We start from the raw sequence: 20,064 nt of genomic DNA on the forward strand, positions 1-20,064 counted from the left end.
GACGGCGCCCTGCGGGGCCGTACGGCGGCGCTCGCGTCCGTGCTGGACCAGGGCGCCGCCGGGCTGACGAACATCCTCGTGCTGGTGCTGGCGGCCCGGCTGTCCACGGTGTCGGGTTTCGCCCGGTTCTCCATGGTGTACCTGGTGTTCACCGTGGTGCTGGGCCTGTTCATGGCGTACGTGGGGCAGGCGCTCGTCCTGGAACGCGGGAGCACCGCGGAGCGGGCCGCGGCCTGCCGGGGGGCGCTGGGGTTCACCGCGGTGGCGGCCTGCGCGGTGGGCGCGGCCCTGGTGGCGGCCGGGGCGGTGGCGCCGCCGTCGGCGCGGGCCCTCGCGGCGCTCGGGGCGGTGCTTCCCGTGGTGCTGCTCCAGGACGCGGCGCGGTACTGCTTCTCGCTGCTGGGGCGCCCGCACCACGCGCTCGCCGCGGACGGGCTGCGCCTGGGATGCACCGTGGCGGTGCTCGCCGTGCAGCCCGACGGCGCGTCACCGGTGCGGCTCGTGCTGGCCTGGGGCCTCGCGGCGCTGCCCGGCCTGCTGCTGGCGCTGGCGCTGCTGCGGCGCCCGCTGCGCGGCGGGGGGCGGGCGGACCTGCGGCGCTATGTGCGGCGCGGGCACCTGGGGCGGCGGTTCGCCGTGGAGTTCGCCGTCGGCAACGGCTCCAGCCAGCTCGCGGTGCTCGGCCTCGGCCTGCTGGGCAGCCCGTCGGCGGTGGGCGCGCTGCGGGGTGCGTCGGCGCTGTTCGGCCCGCTGAACGTGTTCTTCGGCGCCGCGAACGGCTTCGGGCCGCCGCTGCTGAACCGGCTCGGCGGCGGGCGCGCGGTGGTGCGGGCGACGCTGCTGCTGGGCGCGGCGCTGGCCGGTACGGGCGCGGTGTGGGGCGCGGTGTGGTGGCTGCTGCCCGGCGGGTGGGGCCGGCAGGTGCTGGGCGACACGTGGCCGGCGGTGGCGGCGATCCTGCCCGCGTCGGCGGTCCAGTACACGCTGATGGGCTTCGGGGTGAGCGCCCTGCTGACGCTGCGCGTGCTGAGCCCGCGCGACACGCTGCCGGTGCAGGTCTTCTTCTCGCTGCTGTCGGTGGCGCTGCTGGGCGCGGGCTTCGCGCTGGCGGGCGCGGTGGGCGCGGCGTGGGGCCTGGCGTGCGGCTCGGGGGCGAAGGCACTGGCCGCGTGGGTACGGGTGTGGCGGCTGCGGCGCGCTGCGCCCGGCGCCGAGCCGGCGCCCCGCGACCCCGCCGCGCGGGCGGCGGCACACGACTGACCGATACGCCCGACCGGCCCCCGCAGGCGCGCGCTCCTGCGGGGGCCGTGTGGTGTCCGGCGGGGCGGTGACGGGCGGGCGGTGCCCCGGCGGGCGCCCGGGTCCCGCGGGGCGGACCGGCTTCGGGCGCGGGCCGTCAGGCCGAGAGCGCCTGGTCCCCGCGGTCGCCGGTGTGCGCGCAGGCCGCGGCCAGCTCGTCCAGGGACACGTCCAGTGCGGCGGCGAGCGCCACCACGGTGAAGAAGGCGGGTGTCGGGGCCCGGCCGGTCTCGATCTTGCGCAGGGTCTCCGCCGACACCCCTGCCGCCGCGGCGACCTCCACCATGCTGCGGCTGCCACGCGCCTGGCGCAGCAGCGCGCCGAACCGCTCCCCGCGCTGCCGCTCGTACGGGGTCAAAGGAGTCCTCACCATGCCCGTGATACTAATACCGGTATAAGAATTGGGTCACTGCGGGCGAGGAGTGCAGGACATGGTGGAGATCAAGACCGACGCGGCACTGGACGCGATGCGGGAAGCAGGGCGCGTCGTGGCCCGCGCCCTCGCCGCCGTCCGGGAAGCGGCCGGCGTCGGGGTGTCCCTGAAGGAACTGGACGAAGCGGCCCGTACCGTCCTGGCGGAGGCCGGGGCCCGCTCCCCCTTCCTCGGCTACCGGCCCTCCTTCGCCCCCACGCCGTTCCCCGCGGTGATCTGCACGTCGGTCAACGACGCGATCGTCCACGGCGTCCCCACCGACTACCGCCTGCGCGACGGCGACCTGGTGAGTGTCGACTGCGGTGCCCGGCTCGACGGCTGGACCGGTGACGCGGCCGTCAGCTTCACCGTCGGAACCCCCCGCCCCGCGGACCTCGCCCTGATCGCCGCCACGCAGCAGGCCCTCGACGCCGGCATCGCCGCAGCTCGGGTCGGCAGCCGCATCGGCGACGTCTCCCACGCCATCGGCTCCGTCGCCCGCACGGCGGGCTGCGGCATGCCCGCCGACTTCGGCGGGCACGGCATCGGCCGCAGCATGCACGAGGACCCGCACGTTCCCAACCGGGGGCGCCCCGGTCGCGGCCTCCGCCTGCGCCACGGCCTGGTCATAGCCATCGAGCCCATGCTCATGGCCGGCGGACACGACGACTACCGCACCGCGCCCGACGGATGGACGCTGTGCACCGTCGACGGCAGCCGGGCGGCCCACATCGAGCACACCGTCGCCATCACGGAGGAGGGCCCGCGCGTCCTGACCCTCCCGTGACCGGGTACGGACGGGACACGGAGCGGCCGTCCGCACGACGGCGCGGCGGCCGGCCCCCGGGCCGCCCCGACGTACGCGCGGCGCCCACCACGCTCCGCCGGGCCCCGGGGCGCGGGCGGCAGCCCGAGGCCGCCGGGCCCCGGCGCGGGGCCGGCGCGGTCAGTCCAGGCCCGCCTTGGGGTCCCTCCTGCGGGTGGCGATGAGCGCGAGGCACAGGGCCGCGATGGCGACCTTGCCGGTGGCCTGGAGCAGCGGTCCCCGTACGAGGATGAAGGAGTAGCCCGCCACCAGCGGCGCGGTGATCAGCAGCAGGCTGCCCGAGGGTGAGCCGCGCACCGCGCGGCGGGCCACCCGGCGGTCGACGCGGGCCGCGGCGTACCCGAGCGCGGCGAGGCCGACCGTCATGCCCACCGGGCCGAAGTCGATCCACAGCTCGGCCCAGATCGGCGACGACAGGTTCGTGTTGACGGCGCCCATCCACTCGCCGACGGTGACGCCCGTGTCGGACGGCTTGTCCTCCCAGAGGGAGCGCGGCACGGCGAACAGCAGGGAGCCCGTGAGCTGGTAGCCGTACGTGTGGCCCTGGCCCGACTCGACGTACGTGATGGTGTTGGCGAACATGCCGACCTGGTCGTAGTCCTTGAGGGCCAGCGGTTCCAGGAAGGACGTCGTCTCGATCTGCCGGGTGTTGTTCTCGTCGTACCGGAAGCGGTCCATGAACGGGAAGAGGAGCAGCGCCACGATGACGCCGAGGCTCAGTGACGTGCGGTACATGGCGGCGCTGGCCGGGAACGCGGTGAAGAGCAGCGCGAACATCACCGTCAGGAACCAGTAGCGGGGGTTCGAGACGGGGTTGTTGACGATGATGTTGAGAATCACGAGCGCGCCGAAGACGGCGACGACGGACCAGGTGCGCCGGGCGCGGCGCGAGGTGATCATCCAGCGCAGGTAGACGAGCAGCGCGATGAGCGGGGGGACCGTGCCGAAGCCGCGCAGGAACGCCTGGCCGGCCTGACCGCCGCCCTCGGTGGCGACGCCGGTGTCCTCGATGGTCTCGATGATCTCCTGGCGGCTGCTGAAGAACACGGAGGGGCCGCCGAGCTTCACGATGAGCAGGGCACCGCACGCGAAGGCGAACAGCGCCAGCAGGTACGTCCGCCGCCGGTGGATGAGGACCGGCCGGTCGTCGGGCGCGACCTCGCCCGGCGGGCGCGGCTCCCCGGGGGCGCGCCGGCGCCACGGCGGCCGGTAGCGGGCCAGCAGCGCGCCCACGTCGAAGGCGAAGCAGCCGAGCAGGAGCAGGGACACGGCCTGGACGAGGTGCTCGCGGGGGCCGACGACGGGCGTGGGCACCCGGCCCAGCACCGCCTGCGCGAGCGGGGCGACGCCCATCGCCATGTAGCAGAACATCCAGAACGTGGCCTGGAGCAGTTTGCGGCGGGTCGTGAGGACCATGGCGGACAGCCGCAGGCCGCAGTAGACGGTGAGGACGAGCTGCAGCCAGAACGCCGCGTCCCGGGGGCCTTCGCCGGGCTGGGAGATGACGACGAGCGGCAGGAAGCAGGACAGGCCGAGGACGAGGGGCACGGCCAGCGCCCGGGACAGCAGGGTCCGGGGCCGGAACGGCGGCGGCAGCGGCACCACCACGCTCCCGGCGGGCGCCGCCCGGCGTACGGCAGGCGGCGTGGTGGTGTCGGCCGTCACTTGTGTTCCCCCCGTCGCCCGGTTCCGGGCGCAGTCTAACGAGGCCGTCGGGACCTTCCGCCCGCGCAGCCGCTAACCTGTTGCTCCGATTTTCACACCGTGCGCACAGGGGGGAGTCCGGCGGTATGCGCGATCTGTCCGCGTTCACGCTGGCCGGGTACGACAAGGGCCGGGGCAAGCTGACGCAGGCCCTGTGGTTCGCCGTGCTCAACCTGGTCTTCATGGCCTGGTGGTGCCCCGCCCGGCTGCGCGTGGCGCTGCTGCGCGCGTTCGGCGCCACCGTGGGGTCGAACGTGTTCATCCGCCACAAGGTCCGCGTCCTGTGGCCCTGGAAGCTGAGCATCGGGGACAACACGTGGATCGGTGAGGGCGCCTGGCTGCTCAACCTGGAGCCGGTCACGATCGGGGCCGACGTGTGCGTGTCCCAGGAGGCGCTGCTCTGCACCGGCAGCCACGACCACCGCGCCGCCGACTTCCGCTACCGCAACGCGCCCATCACCGTCGAGGACGGCGCCTGGGTCGCGGCCCGCGCGACCGTGCTGGCCGGCACCCGCGTCGGACGGCACGCCGTGGTGGGCGCCGGGGCCGTGCTCCACCAGGACCTGCCCGAGCTGACCCTGCACACCGCGGACGGCACCCGCCGCCCCGTCAAGGAGCCCCAGTGAGCGCCGTACCGCCCCGCACGTCCCTGCGTGTCCTGCACGCCGTCACCCTGCACTCCCCCACGGGGGCGTTCGGCGGCCCGGTGCGGGTCGCCCTGAACCTGGCGCACGGGCTGCGGGAGCGCGGCCACGAGCCGCGGCTGCTGGCGCTGGCCGACGGCTTCGGCCCGACGCCGCCCGCCGACGTGGAGGGCGTCCCTGCGCGGCTGTACCCGGCGAAGCGGCTGCTGCCGCTCGGTTTCAGCGGCATCACCTCGCCCGCCCTGCTGGCCGAGGCCCGGGGCCTGGTGCGCGGCGCCGACGTGGTCCACGTGCACCTGGCGCGCGACCTGGTGACCCTGCCGGTGGCGCTGGCCGCGCTGCGCGCCGGGGTGCCGCTGGTGCTCCAGACCCACGGCATGGTGGACCCCAGCGACAAGCTGCTGGCGAAGGTTCTGGACGCGCTGGCCGTGCGGCGGGTCCTGCGGGGCGCGGCGGCCGTGCTGCACCTGACGGCGCACGAGCGGCGCGGCCTCGACGCCGTCCTCGGGGAGCCGCTCGGCAACGCCGTGCCGCTCGTCAACGGCGTGCCCCGGCAGGACCCGCGGCCCGCGCCGGAGGGTCCGCCGCTGGTCCTCTACGCGGCCCGGCTGCAGGCCCGCAAGCGGCCCTGCGACTTCGTGGCCGCCGTGCCCGGCGTGCTGCGGCGCCACCCGGACGCCCGGTTCGTCATCGCGGGCCCCGACGAGGGCGAACTGCCCGCCGTGCAGCAGCTCGTGGACGAGCTGGGGCTGCGGGAGCAGGTCCGCTACATCGGCGCCCTGGGCTCGGCGGAGGTCCTCGACCAGCTGCGCGCGGCGCACGTGTACGTGCTGCCGTCCGTGGAGGAGCCCTTCCCGATGTCGGTCCTGGAGTCGCTGTCCGTGGGCACCCCGGCCGTGGTGACGGAGTCGAACGGGCTCGCGTCGGCCGTGCGGGACGCCGGTGCGGGCCGGGTCGTGCGGGACGCCTCCGGCCTGGCGGACGCGGTCGTGGAACTGCTGGAGCCCGTGGAAGCGCGGAAGGCGTCGGCCGCGGCGCACGCGCTCGCGGCCGACGCCTTCTCCATCGGCGCCGTGGTGGACGACCTGCTGGACGTCTACGGCCGGGCCTACGCCCGCAGCCAGGCGTAGCAGCCGCTCGACTCGAACCCGGCCGCGCCGGACGGGATGGTCAGCGTGTGCTGCCCGTCCTTCGCGCCCGGGGCGGGCCCGGAGGTGAGGATGCCGCCCTTCGCGTCCGTGACCTGCCAGGTGCAGGACGGGCCGGACGAAGCGGTCCGGTAGCGGCCCGGGGCGGGCTTCTCGTGGGTGCCGTCGGCGTAGCCGCCCTCCGCGGCGTCGAGCACCGGCTGCTGCTCGGGGCACAGATGGGTGACGGCGTCCTCGGCGTCGCGGACGTCACCGGCGACGACCGCGGCGGCGGCGGCGTCCTTGTCGTGCTTCGCGGTCCGCTCGATCCGCTGGCACGACTCCCGTCCGAGGTCGAGGACGGCGGCGGGCTCCACCGACTCGGGGACGCGCCCGCTGAGGTACTCCTTCTCCTTCTTGGAGAAGGAGCCCGTGGCGGGCTTCAGCTTCCCGTCCGTCGCGGTGTCCTTCTTCGGCTTCTGCGACGCCTCGGACGCCTGCGGCTGCGGGGTCTCCTCGGCCGGGGCGTCCAGCTCCTTCTCGACCCGTTCGGCCGCGGAGAGGCCGGGCGAGGCCGGCGCCGAGGCGCCGGCCTTCCCGTCCCCGTCCGGGTCGGCCGAGCAACCGCTCACGGTGAGCGCCGCCGCCAGCAGCAGCGCGGCCGCCGCGGCGGGGCGGCCCGGCCGCCGGAGAGGGGAGATGCGCATGGGTTGCTCCTGCACCGCGGTCTAGTTCGGAGTGAACGTGAGGACCAGCTTCGGCGTGCCCGCCGAGGAGGGGGCCTCGCTCGACCACAGCCACAGCGAGTCCGTGCCCTCCGCGGTGAGCGCCAGCTCGTACGTGCTGCCGAGGGCGGCGCCGACGGCGGTCGTGTCGAGCTGCACCGAGGCTCCGGCGTTCGGGGTCGTCGGCGGGGTGAGCGTGCCGAGCGTCTCCGTGCCGAGGGCGGGCCGGTTCGCGTAGGTGACGCCGTCCTCGGTCCAGTCGCCGGTGACGGTGGTGACCTTCACGGGGTCGGTCGACCCGGCGTACGACGACGAGTCGGTGCGCACCTCCAGCGCCGCGCCGACCAGCTGGGTGCCGGCCGGGGCCTCGGGGAGCTGGAACCGCAGGTACGTCTCGTACGCGGAGCTGCCGCGCACCGCGAGGGACGTGGCGCTGCCGTAGTTGGTGCCGGACGCGCCCGCGTTGACGTAGGCGTCCTCGGCGGCCTGCAGCGTGGTGACGGTGTCGCCCGCCACGGAGGCCTTCGCGTGGTGCGCGGCGACCTGGGCGCTGCTGAGCACGGTCGGGTAGACCGCGGCCTCGTCGATCTGGCCCGCGAAGTAGTTGCTCGACGGGCGGGACGGCCAGCTGCCGATCTGGTCGCCGCCCACGTGCCAGTAGCCGAGGTACTTCTCGTGGCCGCTGTAGCCGTTGGAGCCGATCTTCTTGCCGTCGACGTACAGCGTCATGCCGTCGGGGCCCTGGGTGCCGACGACGTGGTGCCACTTGCCGTCGTTGTAGGTGCCCCAGGTGGACAGGGTGCGGGCCCGGCCGTCGTAGGCGCCGAAGTACAGCTGGCCCCAGTTGTTCATGTAGATGTGCTTGTCGTACCGGCTGCTGTAGCGGGTGGTGTTGTTGCCGAAGCCGATCAGCTTGCCGCCGCGGTTCGTGGTGGTCTTGAACCACGCCTCGATGCTGTAGCTGTCGCCGACGCTGACGCGGCGGTCGCTGTACAGCTTGTCGTTGGAGCCGTCGAACGAGTAGGCCGTGTTGCCGCCGGCCAGTGCGCCCGGCTGGCCCTGGGTCGGGCCGCCGTACTGCAGGCCGCTCAGGTCGCCGGCGGAGGAGTCCGCGACGTACGGGCTGGTGGTGTCGTCGAGCCGCCAGTACATCCCCGCGCCGTCACCGGTGATCGCCGTCGGGTAGGGCTCCGTGGACGCGGCGACGGTCGCGGTGACGGTCGCGGACAGGGCGCTGACGTTGCCGGCGCCGTCGGTGGCGGTCACCCGGTAGGTGTGGGAGCTGCCGGGGGCCAGGCCGGTGTCGGTGAAGGACACCTGCGGGCGGTGCCAGGGCAGCGACTCGGCGTCGATCGTGGCGATCGGGGTGGCGCCGCCGTCCCGGTAGAGCTTGTACGTCAGCTTGCTGTCGTCGAGGTCCATGCTGGCGCGCCAGCGCACCTGCACCTCGCCGGGCTTGGTGCTGGCGGCGCTCGCCACGGGGGTGGTGGGCTTGCCGGTGTCGCCGGTGGACGCGAAGCGGGTGAGGCCCTGCGCGGGAGCGCCGTTGACGGTGGTGAACTCACCGCCGGACCACATGTACTCGACGCCGTCCTTGGCGCTGACGGTCATGACGCGCGGGCCGATGCCCTCGCCCAGACCGTCGTTGGTGTCGGGGAACCAGCCGAGCTTGCCCGTGGACGTGGTCCGCTGGGCCAGGAAGTGGTAGCGGCGCCCGTCGGGGAACTCGTCCTCGCTGGAGCAGTTGTGCGCGTGGGAGGCGCTGTACAGCACGCCGCCGTGGGACTCGACGGCCTGGGTGGCGCCGAAGCAGCCGTCGCGCCAGCGCTGCTCGTAGGTGCCGAGGTCCAGGGCTATTCGGCCGTCGAAGCCGCCGGTGCCCTCGTTGGCCGTGTAGAAGCCGGTCTCGTCGACGTCGATGTCCTTGACGACCGAGACGTTCTGGATGAAGCCGTTGGGGTACGTCTTCACGTTCGCGCCCGTGGTGGCGTCCACCACGGCGAGGGCGTGCGAGGCGGCGCCGTTGACGTAGAAGAAGTCGCCGCCGAGCAGGACGTGCTTCCCGTCGGGGGTGAGCTCGACGGCGCGGCCGGGCTCGTCGGCGTTCGCCGTGAACGGGCGCAGGGCGCCGGTGGAGGCGTCGACGGCGGCGAACCGCTCCCGGGTCTCGCCGTTGACCTGTCCGAAGTCGCCGCCCGCGTACACGGTGTCCGAGGTGACCGCGAGCGCCCGCACGGTGGCGGGGAAGACGGCGTTGAACCCGTCCTTGGGGGTGCAGGAGGCGATGTCGATGGCCGCGGCGCTCGACACCGGCTTGCCGTTCACCGCGCCGAAGTAGCCGCCGACGTACAGGGTGCTCTTGTCCGGCGACACGGCCAGGGCCCGCACGGTGGCCGTGCCCTGGCTGACCGTGAAGGACAGCTCGCAGTCGGTGGGCGCACCGGTCGCGGCGTCCAGCGCCACGAAGTTGAGCGCCTCCCGCGTGGTGCCGGAGGCACCCTCCGGCGGCCGCACGGCGGAGAAGGTGCCGCCGGCGAAGACCACGCCGTCGGCCTCGGCCATCGCCCAGACGATGCCGTTGGTCTGCCAGGTCGGCAGGTCGTCCGCGGTGAAGCCCACCGGCGGAGTGAGCGCGGTGGCCTGCGGCGCGACGGCCACGCCGACGCCACCCGCCGCCACGGACAGGGCGAGGGCGACGCGCAGCCCTCTTGTCTTCTTCATGTACCCCCCAAGACGACAACGTCCTGATGCTGTGGGCGGCGGTCTGCGGTCGGCGGCGCGGCTCAGGCGGTCGCTCAGATCCGGACAGTCACCCAGTCAGATGGAATGAGCCGTAGAGTAACGCCTGTTCGGCCAATTCCGGCCATCTGTGACGCAAATCCACAGCTTGGTTGCGTATAAATCGAGTCAATCACGTGATACGAGCGGTTGCGACGCCGCGTTCACCGGCGCAGCGCCGGTGGTCCGCCTCCGTTCCCGCCCGCCACCAGCGGCAAGGCCACCCGGGGGCCGCCGAACGGGAGGGCGGGCAGGCTGAGGCGAAGGGGAGCGCATGCCGGCGCGCGACGCGCTGTCGCACGCCCCACCGGACAGCAAACACACCGCCCCACCCGCGCCGCGTGCGGCCGGGCAGGGCGGTGAGCTGCGGATATCGAGTCACGGGCGGCGGGGCGGACACGCCCCTGCCGCCGTCGGCTCAGCGGTCGACGCGGACCGCGGCGCCCGACAACTCGTCCTGGACCTGGCGCACATCGGCGTCCACCATGATCCGGGCCAGGTCCTCGACCAGCACCTCGGGCTTCCAGCCGAGCAGCCGCTCGGCCTTGCTCGCGTCACCGATGAGGGCATCCACCTCGCTGGGGCGCTCGTACTTCGCGTCGTACCGCACGTGCTCCTGCCAGTCGAGTCCCGCATGGCCGAAAGCAGTCTCCAGGAACTGACGCACCGTGGCCGCCACGCCGGTGGCGACGACGTAGTCGGTGGGCTCGTCCTGCTGGAGCATCCGCCACATCGCGTCCACGTACTCGGGCGCGTAGCCCCAGTCGCGCACCGCGTCCAGGTTGCCGAGGTACAGCTCCTTCTGGAGCCCCGCCTTGATGCGGGCGACGGCACGCGTGATCTTGCGGGTCACGAAGGTCTCGCCGCGGCGCGGCGACTCGTGGTTGAAGAGGATGCCGTTCACCGCGTACATGCCGTACGCCTCGCGGTAGTTGACCGTGGCCCAGTAGCCGTACACCTTCGCGACGCCGTACGGGCTGCGCGGGTGGAACGGGGTCTCCTCGTTCTGCGGCGGCGGCGTCGAACCGAACATCTCCGACGACGACGCCTGGTAGATCCGGGTCTCGATGCCGGAGGCGCGGATCGCCTCCAGGAGGCGCAGCGCGCCGAGGCCGGTGACGTCGCCGGTGTACAGCGGGGCGTCGAAGGAGACCCGGACATGGGACTGGGCGCCGAGGTTGTAGACCTCGTCGGGCTGTATCTCGCGCAGCAGGTTCACCAGGGCGACGCCGTCGGACAGGTCGGCGTGGTGCAGCACGAACCGGCGGCCCTCCTCCTGCGGGCCCTGGTAGATGTGGTCGATCCGCTCGGTGTTGAAGGTGGAGGACCGCCGCACCAGGCCGTGCACCGTGTACCCCTTGGACAGCAGCAGCTCCGACAGGTACGAGCCGTCCTGCCCGGTGACCCCTGTGATCAGTGCGGTCTTGCTCATGCGTGGTTCTCCTCCCGGGCGGACCGCCCTACGGCTCCGGCCCTGGCGTTGTGTTGCGGGATGTGCGGTGGGTTCTGGGGTGCGGCGTGCGGCGCCACGCATCCGCGGGCGCGCGGTGCGACCGGCTCCCGGGGTGGCGGCGCAGGCGCCCGCTGTGGCGCCCTATGCAGGGATATAGGCGATAGATGCGTCACATCCGGACTCCGGGTGTGGCGGACGGCGGTGGGCCTGGCATGATCCGGCACATGACCGACTCGCAGGCGGCCACGCCGCCCACCACCCCGTCGTCGCCCCTCCTGCCGGCCCGAGCCCGGATATTCGTGGCCGGGCACCGCGGGCTCGTCGGCTCCGCCGTGGTCCGGCGCCTGACCGCCGACGGCCACGAGGTGATCACCCGCGGCCGCTCGGAGCTCGACCTGCGGGACGCCGCGGCCACGGCCGCCTTCCTCGCCGACGTACGGCCGGACGCGGTGGTCCTGGCCGCCGCCAAGGTCGGCGGCATCATGGCCAACAGCACCCAGCCCGTGCCGTTCCTCGAGGACAACCTGCGGATCCAGCTCAGCGTGATCGCGGGCGCCCACGCGGCCGGGGTGGCCCGGCTGCTGTTCCTCGGCTCGTCGTGCATCTACCCGAAGCACGCGCCGCAGCCGATCAGCGAGGACGCGCTGCTGACCGGCCCCCTGGAGCCGACGAACGAGCCGTACGCCCTCGCCAAGATCGCCGGCATCTGCCAGGTGCAGTCCTACCGCCGCCAGTTCGGCGCCTCCTACATCTCGGCGATGCCGACGAACCTCTACGGCCCGGGCGACAACTTCGACCTGGAGACCTCGCACGTGCTGCCGGCGCTGATCCGCCGCTTCCACGAGGCGCGCGAGGCCGGCCGGGACGAGGTGACGCTCTGGGGCTCGGGCACCCCCCGCCGGGAGTTCCTGCACGTCGACGACCTGGCGGACGCGTGCGCCACGCTGCTGGCCCGGTACGACGGCGACGCCCCGGTCAACGTGGGCTGCGGCGAGGACCTCACCATCCGGGAGCTGGCCGAGACGGTCGCGGACGTGACCGGCTTCGCGGGCCGCATCGCCTGGGACACCTCCAAGCCGGACGGCACGCCCCGCAAGCTGCTGGACGTCTCGCGCCTGACCGGTCTGGGCTGGAAGCCCGGCATCGCACTGCGCGACGGCATCGCGTCGACGTACGCCTGGTGGCTCGGACAGCACTGATCCCACGACGCGGCCTCAGTACGCTCCGCGGCCGTCGACGACGGCGCGGAGCGTACGGCTCATCACATCGAGGTCGCTGCTGAACGACCAGTTGTCGACGTAGTGCAGGTCGAGCTGGATGGTTTCGTCCCACGACAGGTCGGACCGGCCGCTGACCTGCCACAGGCCGGTCATGCCCGGCTTCACCCGCAGTCGGCGCAGCGCCGCCGCGTCATAGCCGGCGACCTCGTCCGGCAGCGGCGGGCGCGGCCCCACCAGGGACATGTCTCCGAGCACCACGTTGACGAGCTGGGGCGGCTCGTCCAGGGGGGTGCGGCGCAGGAAGCGCCCGACGCGGGTGACCCGCGGGTCGCGCCGCATCTTGAACATCAGCCCGTCGTTCTCGTTGCGCGAGGCCAGCTCCGCCTTCAGCTTGTCGGCGTCGACGACCATCGTGCGGAACTTCCACATGGTGAAGGGCTGCTCGTCCCGCCCGACCCGCTGCTGCCGGTAGAACGCCGGTCCGCGCGAGTCCAGCCGTATCAGCAGCGTCAGCAGCAGGAACAGCGGCGACAGCAGCAGCAGCCCGGCCGCGGCGCCGCCCCGGTCCATGACGGCCTTCAGGAACGCGTGGACGCCGCCGGAGCGCGGCCGCTCCACCCGCAGGACGGTGAGGCCCGCCACGGAGGCGGCCGTCAGCCGCTTCGCGGAGGTCTCCACGAGGCCGGGCGCCAGCGCCACCTCCAGGCCCTCGTCGTGCAGCGCCCAGCACACCTCCCGCAGCCGCTCGCCGGTGAGCAGCGGGCCGGGGGCCAGCAGCACCACGTCGGCGCCGTGCCAGCGGGCGAAGCCCACGAGCCGCTCCCCCACGCCGTCCGGGCCGACGTCCAGACGGTCCCCGTGCCCCAGTGCGACCGGCACCATCGGGTCGCGGCCCTCCGGCGGACCGTCGCCGACGACGACGGTGCCCACCACGGCGTACGGGTGGTCGGTACCGGAGGCCAGCCGCCGCACGGCGCCCTCCAGTGCGCCGGGCTCACCGACCACGAGCACCCGGTCGACGGCCTCGGCCGCGCGCCGCACGGCCGTCAGGTGCCGGTGGACGGCGCGGCGGGCGACGAGGGTGCACACGAGCCCCGGCGTGAGCGCGAGCAGCGCCGCGTACGGCTGCGGGGTTCGGGCGGTGGCCACGCTGAGCACCGCCAGGACGGCGACGAGGATGAGCCAGTCGTGCAGCACCGGCAGGGCCCCGCGGGACTCGCCGAGCTCGAAGAGCCGGTAGCGTCGGCGCAGCGCCTGCACGCCCACCCACGCCGAGGCGGCCACGGCCGCGTACCGCACCGGGTGCGGCTGGTCGACCCGGCCGAACACCAGCAGCACCGACGCCGCGGTGACACCGGCGTCCACGGCGAGCAGCACCGGCAGGTACCAGCGCGGCTTCGCCAGGCGGCCGGCGGTCACCGGCTGCGCCCCTCCAGCGGTGCGGGCACCGATGGGCCGTGCCGTGCGGAAGCCGTGCGTGTGAGTGTTTGCCAAGATCGTCAGCCCCCCCAGGCCAGGAAAAGAGACCGCCGCTCAGGACGCGGCTCCGGTACTCACATTTCCTTCACGGGAGGGCACACTACGGCACACGACCGCCTCGCAGAACACGTTCTCGTGTAAGGCTCCGTATACACAACGTTTCCGGACACCTCGCTCCGGAGGTGCCTCATACGCGGCGCGTACCGCGAGTACGCAGGTGGCCGAGGGGTGTTCGCGAAGCGGCGGCAGGTGCTACGCGGGGGCGGCCAGCTCCGCCCAGACCGTCTTGCCCGGGGCGTCGGTGGCGCGGATCACACCCCAGTCGAGGCAGAGCCGCTGGACGATGAACATGCCGTGGCCACCGGGCCGGCCCGCCCGGTGGGGGGTGCGGGGCGCCGGCTGGCCGGTCCCGCGGTCCGCGACCTCCAGCCGCAGCACCCGGCCGCCGCGGACGACCCGCAGTTCCTCGGGCCCCTCGGCGTGCAGGCAGGCGTTGGTGACCAGTTCGGAGACGACCAGCAGGACGTCCTCGGCGGCGGCCCGGCGCTCCGCGGTGGAGGCGGGCAGCCAACCCCAGTCGTAGAGCGCCTGCCGGGTGAAGTCCCTGGCCATCGGGACGACGCCGCTGGCCCCGTCGAGGGCGAGCGTGCGCGTCTCGGGGGCGGCGCCGGCGCTGGCCTCGCCCGCCGCCGGGGCCGTACGGGCGTCCGCGGCCAGGTCGGGCCGCCGGACGCCGCTACGGTCCGCCCGGACGCCTGCGTCCGGGTCCGCCGGGGGGCCGGACGGCATGCCGGAAGGCGTCCCGCGCCGCGAGGACGGAGCACCGGAGCCACCCGGCCGTGGGCCGAGTCCGCTCGGCGGTTGCTGCTGCGCCGCACCCATCAGCGCGTCACCTCACCGATTCACCAGGTCGCCGCCCTCGTCGACGTCGACATCGTTTAACAGAGAGTGTGAACCCTCGGTGGAGCCCCGGGGGTTCTTCCATGTCCTTCGGCGTGCTTCTGCCCGACCGTCTTCGGGCGACACCCACCAGATGGGTCGACCGCGCTACAGGGTGAGCGCGGCCTCCAGTGAGGGGTGCACGGTGAAGACCGCCTCGGCGCCGGTGATCTCGAAGACCCGGGCCACCGCGGGGCGCATCGCGGCGAGGTGCACGCCGCCACCTCCCGCCTCGGCTTTCAGTCGGGCGCCGAGCAGCACGTTGAGACCGGTGGAGTCCAGGAATGCGAGCTGCGAGCAGTCGACCACGAGGCGTGTGCAGCCGCGGGCGAGGGCGGCGTCCAGGGGTTCGCGCAGGAGGTCCGCGGTGTGGTGATCGAGCTCACCCACCGGCGTGAGGATCTCGCTGGGGCCCTCCGTGCGAACCCCGACGCTGAGTCGGCCCTGATGTGCGCTGCCGACCGTCTCGCGGCCCATTCCGCCCCTCTTCGCCGATCCGTTCGGGTCGGGTGAACCCTACGCCGAATCCGGACCGGTCGGTAGTCGAAGCCCCCCACAAAGGGTATATACGGCATGAATGACACTTGCGTCGGTCCGTGGAAACCCGGTAGGGCTAGTAGGGCACACCCGACACGGCCGGCTTGGAGGCGCCGCACACCGCAGGCACACGTAATGGGCTTCGGCGGCCATATGCCGACAACCATGGAGGACACCATGTCACCCCGGCTCGACGAAACGCGTACCCACGACGCGCCGTCGGCAACTCCTTCCCACTCCTTCGACTCCGACACCTACTCCGCGTCCCCGTCCGGCACCGACCTCGGCGCCGACCTGGACCTCCCCGAGATCCCCCCGTACGACGAGGTGGACCCGCTCGACGCGCGAGCCCTGTCCAAGACCCTCTTCGCCCGTCTCGAAAGCCTCGAAGAGGGCACCCACGAGTACGCCTACGTGCGCAACACGCTCGTCGAGCTGAACCTCGCCCTCGTGAAGTTCGCCGCCTCCCGCTTCCGCTCCCGCAGCGAGCCGATGGAGGACATCGTCCAGGTCGGCACGATCGGCCTGATCAAGGCCATCGACCGGTTCGAGCTGAGCCGCGAGGTCGAGTTCCCGACCTTCGCCATGCCGACGATCATCGGCGAGATCAAGCGCTTCTTCCGCGACACGTCGTGGTCCGTGCGCGTGCCCCGCCGGCTCCAGGAGCTCCGCCTGGACCTGGCCAAGGCGGGCGACGAGCTGGCCCAGCAGCTGGACCGCTCCCCGACCGTGGCGGAACTGGCCGAGAAGCTCGGCATCAGCCAGGACGAGGTCGTCGAGGGCATGGCCGCGAGCAACGCCTACACCGCGAGCTCCCTCGACGCGCAGCCGGAGGAGGACGACACCGAGGGCGCGCTGGCCGACCGCATCGGGTACGAGGACCACGGCCTGGAAGGCATCGAGTACATCGAGTCGCTGAAGCCGCTGATCGCCTCGCTGCCGCCCCGCGACCGGCGGATCCTGTCGCTGCGCTTCGTGGCCGGGCTGACCCAGTCGGAGATCGGCGAGGAGCTCGACATCTCCCAGATGCACGTGTCCCGGCTGCTCTCGCGCACGCTCGCGAAGCTCAGAAAGGGCCTCACCGTGGAGGAGTGACCACGGTCCCCCCGCCTGGCCGAGGCACCCCAGGGGCCCCGCTCCCGGACACCCGGACGCCGTCACGGCGCACACGGGGGTCCGGGAGCGGGGCCCCCGGTCGTCTCACCGGGACCGCGCTGCCGGGGCATCGGGCGCGGGACCGTCCCTGCCGGGGGGTGTTCGCGCTGATGGACCGGTGACCGCGGGCTCCGGCCCGGCCCCGCTCCGGGACATCCGGTGCGGGGCCGGCCGGCCCCGTCGTCCGGGCCTCGGCCCCTCGGCGGCCCGTGCGGGCTGCCGAGGGGCCGAGGCCGTGTGCCGGGGCCGACGACCGCCCGTACGGCGGGCGGGAGCGGCGGCCGGGACGGCCCACCAGGCACGCGGCGGGCGCCCCTTCCGCCCGTCGGGGCGGTCAGGCCGGGCGGGCGGTGGTCACCACGTCCGCAGTTCGTAGAAGCCCCGGCCGAACGTCGCCGCCACCAGGCGGTTGCGGGACGGGTCGTACTCGATGTCGTCGACCGGGACGCGCGGCATGCCGCGGCCCAGCCGGAACCAGTGGCCGCCGCCCGTGAACGACGTGAAGACGCCCTGGTCGGTGGCCGCGTACAGGATGCCGGCGCGGGCCGCCACCAGGTCGTTCACCGGCGCCTCCGGCAGGTTCCCGGACAGGTCGCGCCACGTGCGGCCGCCGTCGGTGGAGCCGTACACGTGGGCCAGCGGGGAGCCGGAGCGGTACGCGGAGTGCGTGGTCCACACCCGGTCGGGGTCCTTCTCGTCGACCACCACGCGGGTGACCCAGGGGCGGCCCTCCGCGAGTTTCGTCCACGTCCCGCCGAGGTCGCGGGTCACCCAGACCCGGCCGTCGTCCGTGCCCGCGTAGACGGTGCGGCCGTCCCCCGCCGCGGCCAGGGAGGTGATCGTGCCGTAGTTCGTGTAGACGGGGTCGTCGCCCGGCCCGCCCGACAGGTCGCCGCTGATGGCCTGCCAGGTCGCGCCGCCGTCGGTGGAGCGGTTCACGACCTCGGAGCCGTAGTAGAGGATCTCCGGGTCCCGGGGGTCGAAGACGACCGGCGTGAACCAGTTGCGCCGCTGGTACGTCGTGGCGTCCGCGAAGTACGTGAGGGTGTCGCCGCCGTCGGTGGAGCGGAAGCAGTTGCCGTACTGGTAGCAGGCGATGACGTTGTCCTTGTCCCGGGGGTTGATCAGGTTCTCCTCGCCGTCGCCGCCCAGGTACTCGTCGAACCCGCCGTCCGGGGAGCCCCAGGAGCGCAGACTGCCGTTGTCCTGCGAACCGCCCGAGATCCGGGTGGGGTCCTGCGGGGTGATCGCGGCGCTGTAGAGCTGCGTGTACGGCTGGTGGCGGGACGCGACCCAGCCGCCGTCGCCGCGCGCGTCGGAGCGGTACACGCCGCCGTCGTTGCCGAGGTACACGCGGCCCGGCCGGCGCGGGTCCCACACCAGGGCGTGGTGGTCGACGTGGATGCTGGTGGCGTCCGCCGACCACGTGCGGCCCGCGTCCTTGGTGGTGAGCAGCGCGACGCCCGCGACGTGCACGTGGTCCGTGTCCACCGGGTCGATCCACACCTTGCCGAACCACCAGCCGAAGCTGGACTGCGACGCCGTCAGCCGGGGGTCGTCCGGGGTGCGCGCCCAGGTGTCGCCGCCGTCGGCCGAGGAGTAGAAGCCCTCGAAGGGGCCGCCCGTCCTGTTGACGAGGGCGTACAGGCGGTCGCCGGCGACCGCGAGGCCGATGCGGCCCACGTCGGCGCTCCGCGCGGGCAGGCCGCCGCCGAGGCGCTGCCAGGTGCGTCCGTCGTCGGTGGAGCGGAACACCCCGGAGCCGACACCCCCGTACGTCCGCAGGCTCGGCGTGCGCCGGTGGTCCCACAGGACCGCGTACAGCCGGTCGCCGTCGACGACGATCTCCGTGGCGCCGGTGAACGCGTTCTCGCCCTCCAGGATGCGCTGCCAGGTGGCGCCGCCGTCCTCCGAGCGGTAGACGCCGCGGTCGCCGCCGGCGTTGTAGAGGGAGCCGGCCGCGGCGACGTAGAGGCGGCGCGGGTCGGCCGGGTCGACGGTGATGGCGCTGATGGCACCCGAGTCGCGCAGCCCCAGCCGGGTCCAGTGCGCGCCGCCGTCGGTGCTGCGGTAGAGGCCGGTGCCTTCGTACGTGATGCTGCCGCCTCCCGGGTTCGGCTCGCCGGTGCCTGCGTACAGCGTCCCGTCGGGGGCCACCGCGACCGCGCCCATAGCCTGCGTGAGGTCGTCGGGCCAGACGGACCGGAAGGTGGCGCCCGCGTCCGTGCTGCGCCACAGGCCCCCGCTGGCGGCGGCGGCGTACAGGGTGTCGGCGCGCCGGGGGTCGAGGGCCAGGGAGACGATGCGGCCGCCGATGTTCGTGGGGCCGACGGACTTCCAGCGCCCGCCGACCGCGGGGAGCCGGGCGGCCTCCGCGGCGGCCCGGTCGTAGGCGTGGCGGGGCAGCGCCTGGCCGGGGAGCGTCTTCTGCACGTAGCGGTACTCGGCGGGAGCCGACGGGCCGCGGACGGGGCGGTAGACGTCCTCCGGTGGGACGTCCGCGGCAGCGGCGGCCGAGGAGGACCCGGTCTGCCGCGGTGCTCCGTCGGCTGCGGACGGTAACGTTCCGGCGGCCGGTGGCGCCACGGTGACCGGTAATGCTCCGGCGGCCGGTGGCGCCGAGGTCAGCGCCGCTCCGGCGACCGCGGCGACCAGCCACGGAAGCAGACGTCTGCGCGTCGGTCTGCGCATGGACAGCCCTCCCCATCGTCATGCCCGTTTCAAACGGGAACGACGGTACGGGTGGGGGGACGCGAGCAGAAGGGCGCATGTCGGCCGCTGTCGGCCGCTGTCGTCCACGACCCCGCGGCCCCGGAGGGGCCCGCGCACGGGACCGCCGGCCCGCGAGGCGGGCCGGCGGCGGGGTGGAACAGTCGGTTCCGGAGTGCCGGGTGGTGCTTCCGGCGGGTGTCCGCCGGTGGTGTTGGCGCCGGCGTCTGCCGGCGGAGGCCGGTGGAGGCCGGTGGAGGCCGGCGGGTGCGGATCGCGGCGTCGGCCGAGGGCTCCGGTCGTGTCCGCCGGTGGGTGTCGGCCGGACGGTGGCTGCCGGCGCAGGCCGTCGGCCGAGGTCGCGGGCCGGATGCCGTCGGGGGCCGGAGGGGATCGGACCCCCGGCGCCTGCCCGGGCCACGGTTGATGGCCGGATGGTGTCGAAGGCGTCAGCCGGGGGCGACCGTCGGGAATGCCGGGGGGGGATGCTGGAGATGCTGCTGTGCCCGGTGGTGCCGCGGTGACGGTGTCGGTCGGGGATGCCCGGGCCCCGGGGCCGGGGCTCCGGCTGCGCCGGGTGCTGTGGCGGGCGCCGGGTCTTCCGCACAGCACCCGCCCCGCCCGGCTGCGTCCGGTGGCGCGTCAGGCGGCCTGGTGGCGGCTGCCGGGGAACTGCGTGACCTCCGCGGCGGCCTCGTCACGCTCGTAGTTGGCGAGCGCGAGCCCCAGCGCGAAGAACGTGGGAGCCCACTCACCGACGAAGATGCCCCACCGGTCCGCCCGCTCGATGTCCTCCCGGCGGTTGGACGTCAGCCAGGACACCAGCGACAGGCCGATGGACCCGGCGGCGGCGAGGTAGGCGTGCTCACTCCGGACGCCGGCGTCATGCAGCTTCTTCACGAACATGGGTGCCTCCTGAGAACAGTGCGAGTCGTGCCGGATGGCCTTCACGAGGGGTTCGAGTTCCACGCTGGGGACGGATGCGAACAAAAAGTCATGAATCAGTCTGTTCATCACCCGAGTGCGCGCCCCGCCAGGGAAGCCGCCCGCCGGGTCG

16 protein-coding genes are annotated in these 20,064 nt (G+C 73.9%); 6 read left to right on the forward strand and 10 right to left on the reverse strand.

Annotation, left to right across the window (positions count from 1 at the left end):
- Positions 1-9: 9 nt before the first annotated feature.
- A complete protein-coding gene (locus BJP40_RS28340; RefSeq protein ID WP_071283275.1) occupies positions 10-1,260 on the forward strand; it encodes a hypothetical protein in 1,251 nt (416 codons plus the stop codon).
- Between the two features lie 136 nt (positions 1,261-1,396).
- Here BJP40_RS28340 and BJP40_RS28345 read toward each other — a convergent pair whose 3' ends face one another.
- Positions 1,397-1,672 (reverse strand): helix-turn-helix domain-containing protein, encoded by a 276-nt coding sequence (locus BJP40_RS28345; protein WP_071283256.1) that lies wholly within the window; start codon positions 1,670-1,672, stop codon positions 1,397-1,399.
- A gap of 58 nt (positions 1,673-1,730) precedes the next feature.
- On the opposite strand from BJP40_RS28345, the gene map reads away from it, so the two are divergent.
- Complete coding sequence (map, locus tag BJP40_RS28350; RefSeq protein ID WP_071283257.1) at positions 1,731-2,498, forward strand: type I methionyl aminopeptidase; 768 nt, start codon at positions 1,731-1,733, stop codon at positions 2,496-2,498.
- Positions 2,499-2,657: 159 nt separating this feature from the next.
- Here the strand turns inward: map and BJP40_RS28355 are convergent, their stop codons facing one another.
- Complete coding sequence (locus tag BJP40_RS28355; RefSeq protein ID WP_071283259.1) at positions 2,658-4,202, reverse strand: hypothetical protein; 1,545 nt, start codon at positions 4,200-4,202, stop codon at positions 2,658-2,660.
- A 125-nt stretch (positions 4,203-4,327) separates the two neighbouring features.
- On the opposite strand from BJP40_RS28355, the gene BJP40_RS28360 reads away from it, so the two are divergent.
- Positions 4,328-4,867 (forward strand): WcaF family extracellular polysaccharide biosynthesis acetyltransferase, encoded by a 540-nt coding sequence (locus BJP40_RS28360; RefSeq protein WP_071274273.1) that lies wholly within the window; start codon positions 4,328-4,330, stop codon positions 4,865-4,867.
- A 23-nt stretch (positions 4,868-4,890) separates the two neighbouring features.
- Complete coding sequence (locus BJP40_RS28365; RefSeq protein ID WP_071283277.1) at positions 4,891-6,015, forward strand: glycosyltransferase; 1,125 nt, start codon at positions 4,891-4,893, stop codon at positions 6,013-6,015.
- Here BJP40_RS28365 and BJP40_RS28370 read toward each other — a convergent pair.
- From BJP40_RS28370 to gmd, 3 genes are all read right to left on the reverse strand, one after another.
- Positions 5,994-6,719: a hypothetical protein gene (locus tag BJP40_RS28370; protein WP_071283261.1), complete on the reverse strand. Its 726-nt coding sequence runs from the start codon at positions 6,717-6,719 to the stop codon at positions 5,994-5,996. The two genes, BJP40_RS28365 and BJP40_RS28370, sit on opposite strands and share 22 nt — an antisense overlap.
- 21 nt (positions 6,720-6,740) lie before the next feature.
- Positions 6,741-9,458: a DNRLRE domain-containing protein gene (locus BJP40_RS28375; RefSeq protein ID WP_071283262.1), complete on the reverse strand. Its 2,718-nt coding sequence runs from the start codon at positions 9,456-9,458 to the stop codon at positions 6,741-6,743.
- Between the two features lie 475 nt (positions 9,459-9,933).
- Positions 9,934-10,947: a GDP-mannose 4,6-dehydratase gene (gene gmd / locus BJP40_RS28380; protein WP_071274282.1), complete on the reverse strand. Its 1,014-nt coding sequence runs from the start codon at positions 10,945-10,947 to the stop codon at positions 9,934-9,936.
- A 233-nt stretch (positions 10,948-11,180) separates the two neighbouring features.
- Here gmd and BJP40_RS28385 point away from each other — a divergent pair, with 233 nt between their 5' ends.
- Positions 11,181-12,167, forward strand: coding sequence for a GDP-L-fucose synthase (locus BJP40_RS28385; protein WP_071274285.1), 987 nt, complete (start codon positions 11,181-11,183; stop codon positions 12,165-12,167).
- A 15-nt stretch (positions 12,168-12,182) separates the two neighbouring features.
- Here the strand turns inward: BJP40_RS28385 and BJP40_RS28390 are convergent, their stop codons facing one another.
- The 3 genes from BJP40_RS28390 to BJP40_RS28400 form a co-directional block, all read right to left on the reverse strand.
- The gene (locus BJP40_RS28390) at positions 12,183-13,682 is read right to left on the reverse strand and encodes a sugar transferase (protein WP_226962619.1); all 1,500 of its coding nucleotides are present in this window, start codon (positions 13,680-13,682) and stop codon (positions 12,183-12,185) included.
- 237 nt (positions 13,683-13,919) lie between these two features.
- A complete protein-coding gene (locus tag BJP40_RS28395) occupies positions 13,920-14,456 on the reverse strand; it encodes an ATP-binding protein (protein ID WP_079171538.1) in 537 nt (178 codons plus the stop codon).
- A gap of 258 nt (positions 14,457-14,714) precedes the next feature.
- The gene (locus BJP40_RS28400; RefSeq protein WP_071283264.1) at positions 14,715-15,083 is read right to left on the reverse strand and encodes an STAS domain-containing protein; all 369 of its coding nucleotides are present in this window, start codon (positions 15,081-15,083) and stop codon (positions 14,715-14,717) included.
- A gap of 225 nt (positions 15,084-15,308) precedes the next feature.
- Here BJP40_RS28400 and BJP40_RS28405 point away from each other — a divergent pair, with 225 nt between their 5' ends.
- Positions 15,309-16,238, forward strand: a complete 930-nt coding sequence (locus BJP40_RS28405) for an RNA polymerase sigma factor SigF (RefSeq protein ID WP_071283266.1) — start codon at positions 15,309-15,311, stop codon at positions 16,236-16,238.
- A gap of 414 nt (positions 16,239-16,652) precedes the next feature.
- On the opposite strand, the gene BJP40_RS28410 is transcribed toward BJP40_RS28405, so the two are convergent.
- Positions 16,653-18,989, reverse strand: a complete 2,337-nt coding sequence (locus tag BJP40_RS28410) for a sialidase family protein (RefSeq protein WP_071283267.1) — start codon at positions 18,987-18,989, stop codon at positions 16,653-16,655.
- A gap of 660 nt (positions 18,990-19,649) precedes the next feature.
- The gene (locus BJP40_RS28415) at positions 19,650-20,021 is read right to left on the reverse strand and encodes a hypothetical protein (RefSeq protein ID WP_254792972.1); all 372 of its coding nucleotides are present in this window, start codon (positions 20,019-20,021) and stop codon (positions 19,650-19,652) included.
- Positions 20,022-20,064 lie beyond the last annotated feature (43 nt).

The sequence above is a fragment of the Streptomyces sp. CC53 genome (assembly GCF_001865245.1).
Classification (GTDB): domain Bacteria; phylum Actinomycetota; class Actinomycetes; order Streptomycetales; family Streptomycetaceae; genus Streptomyces.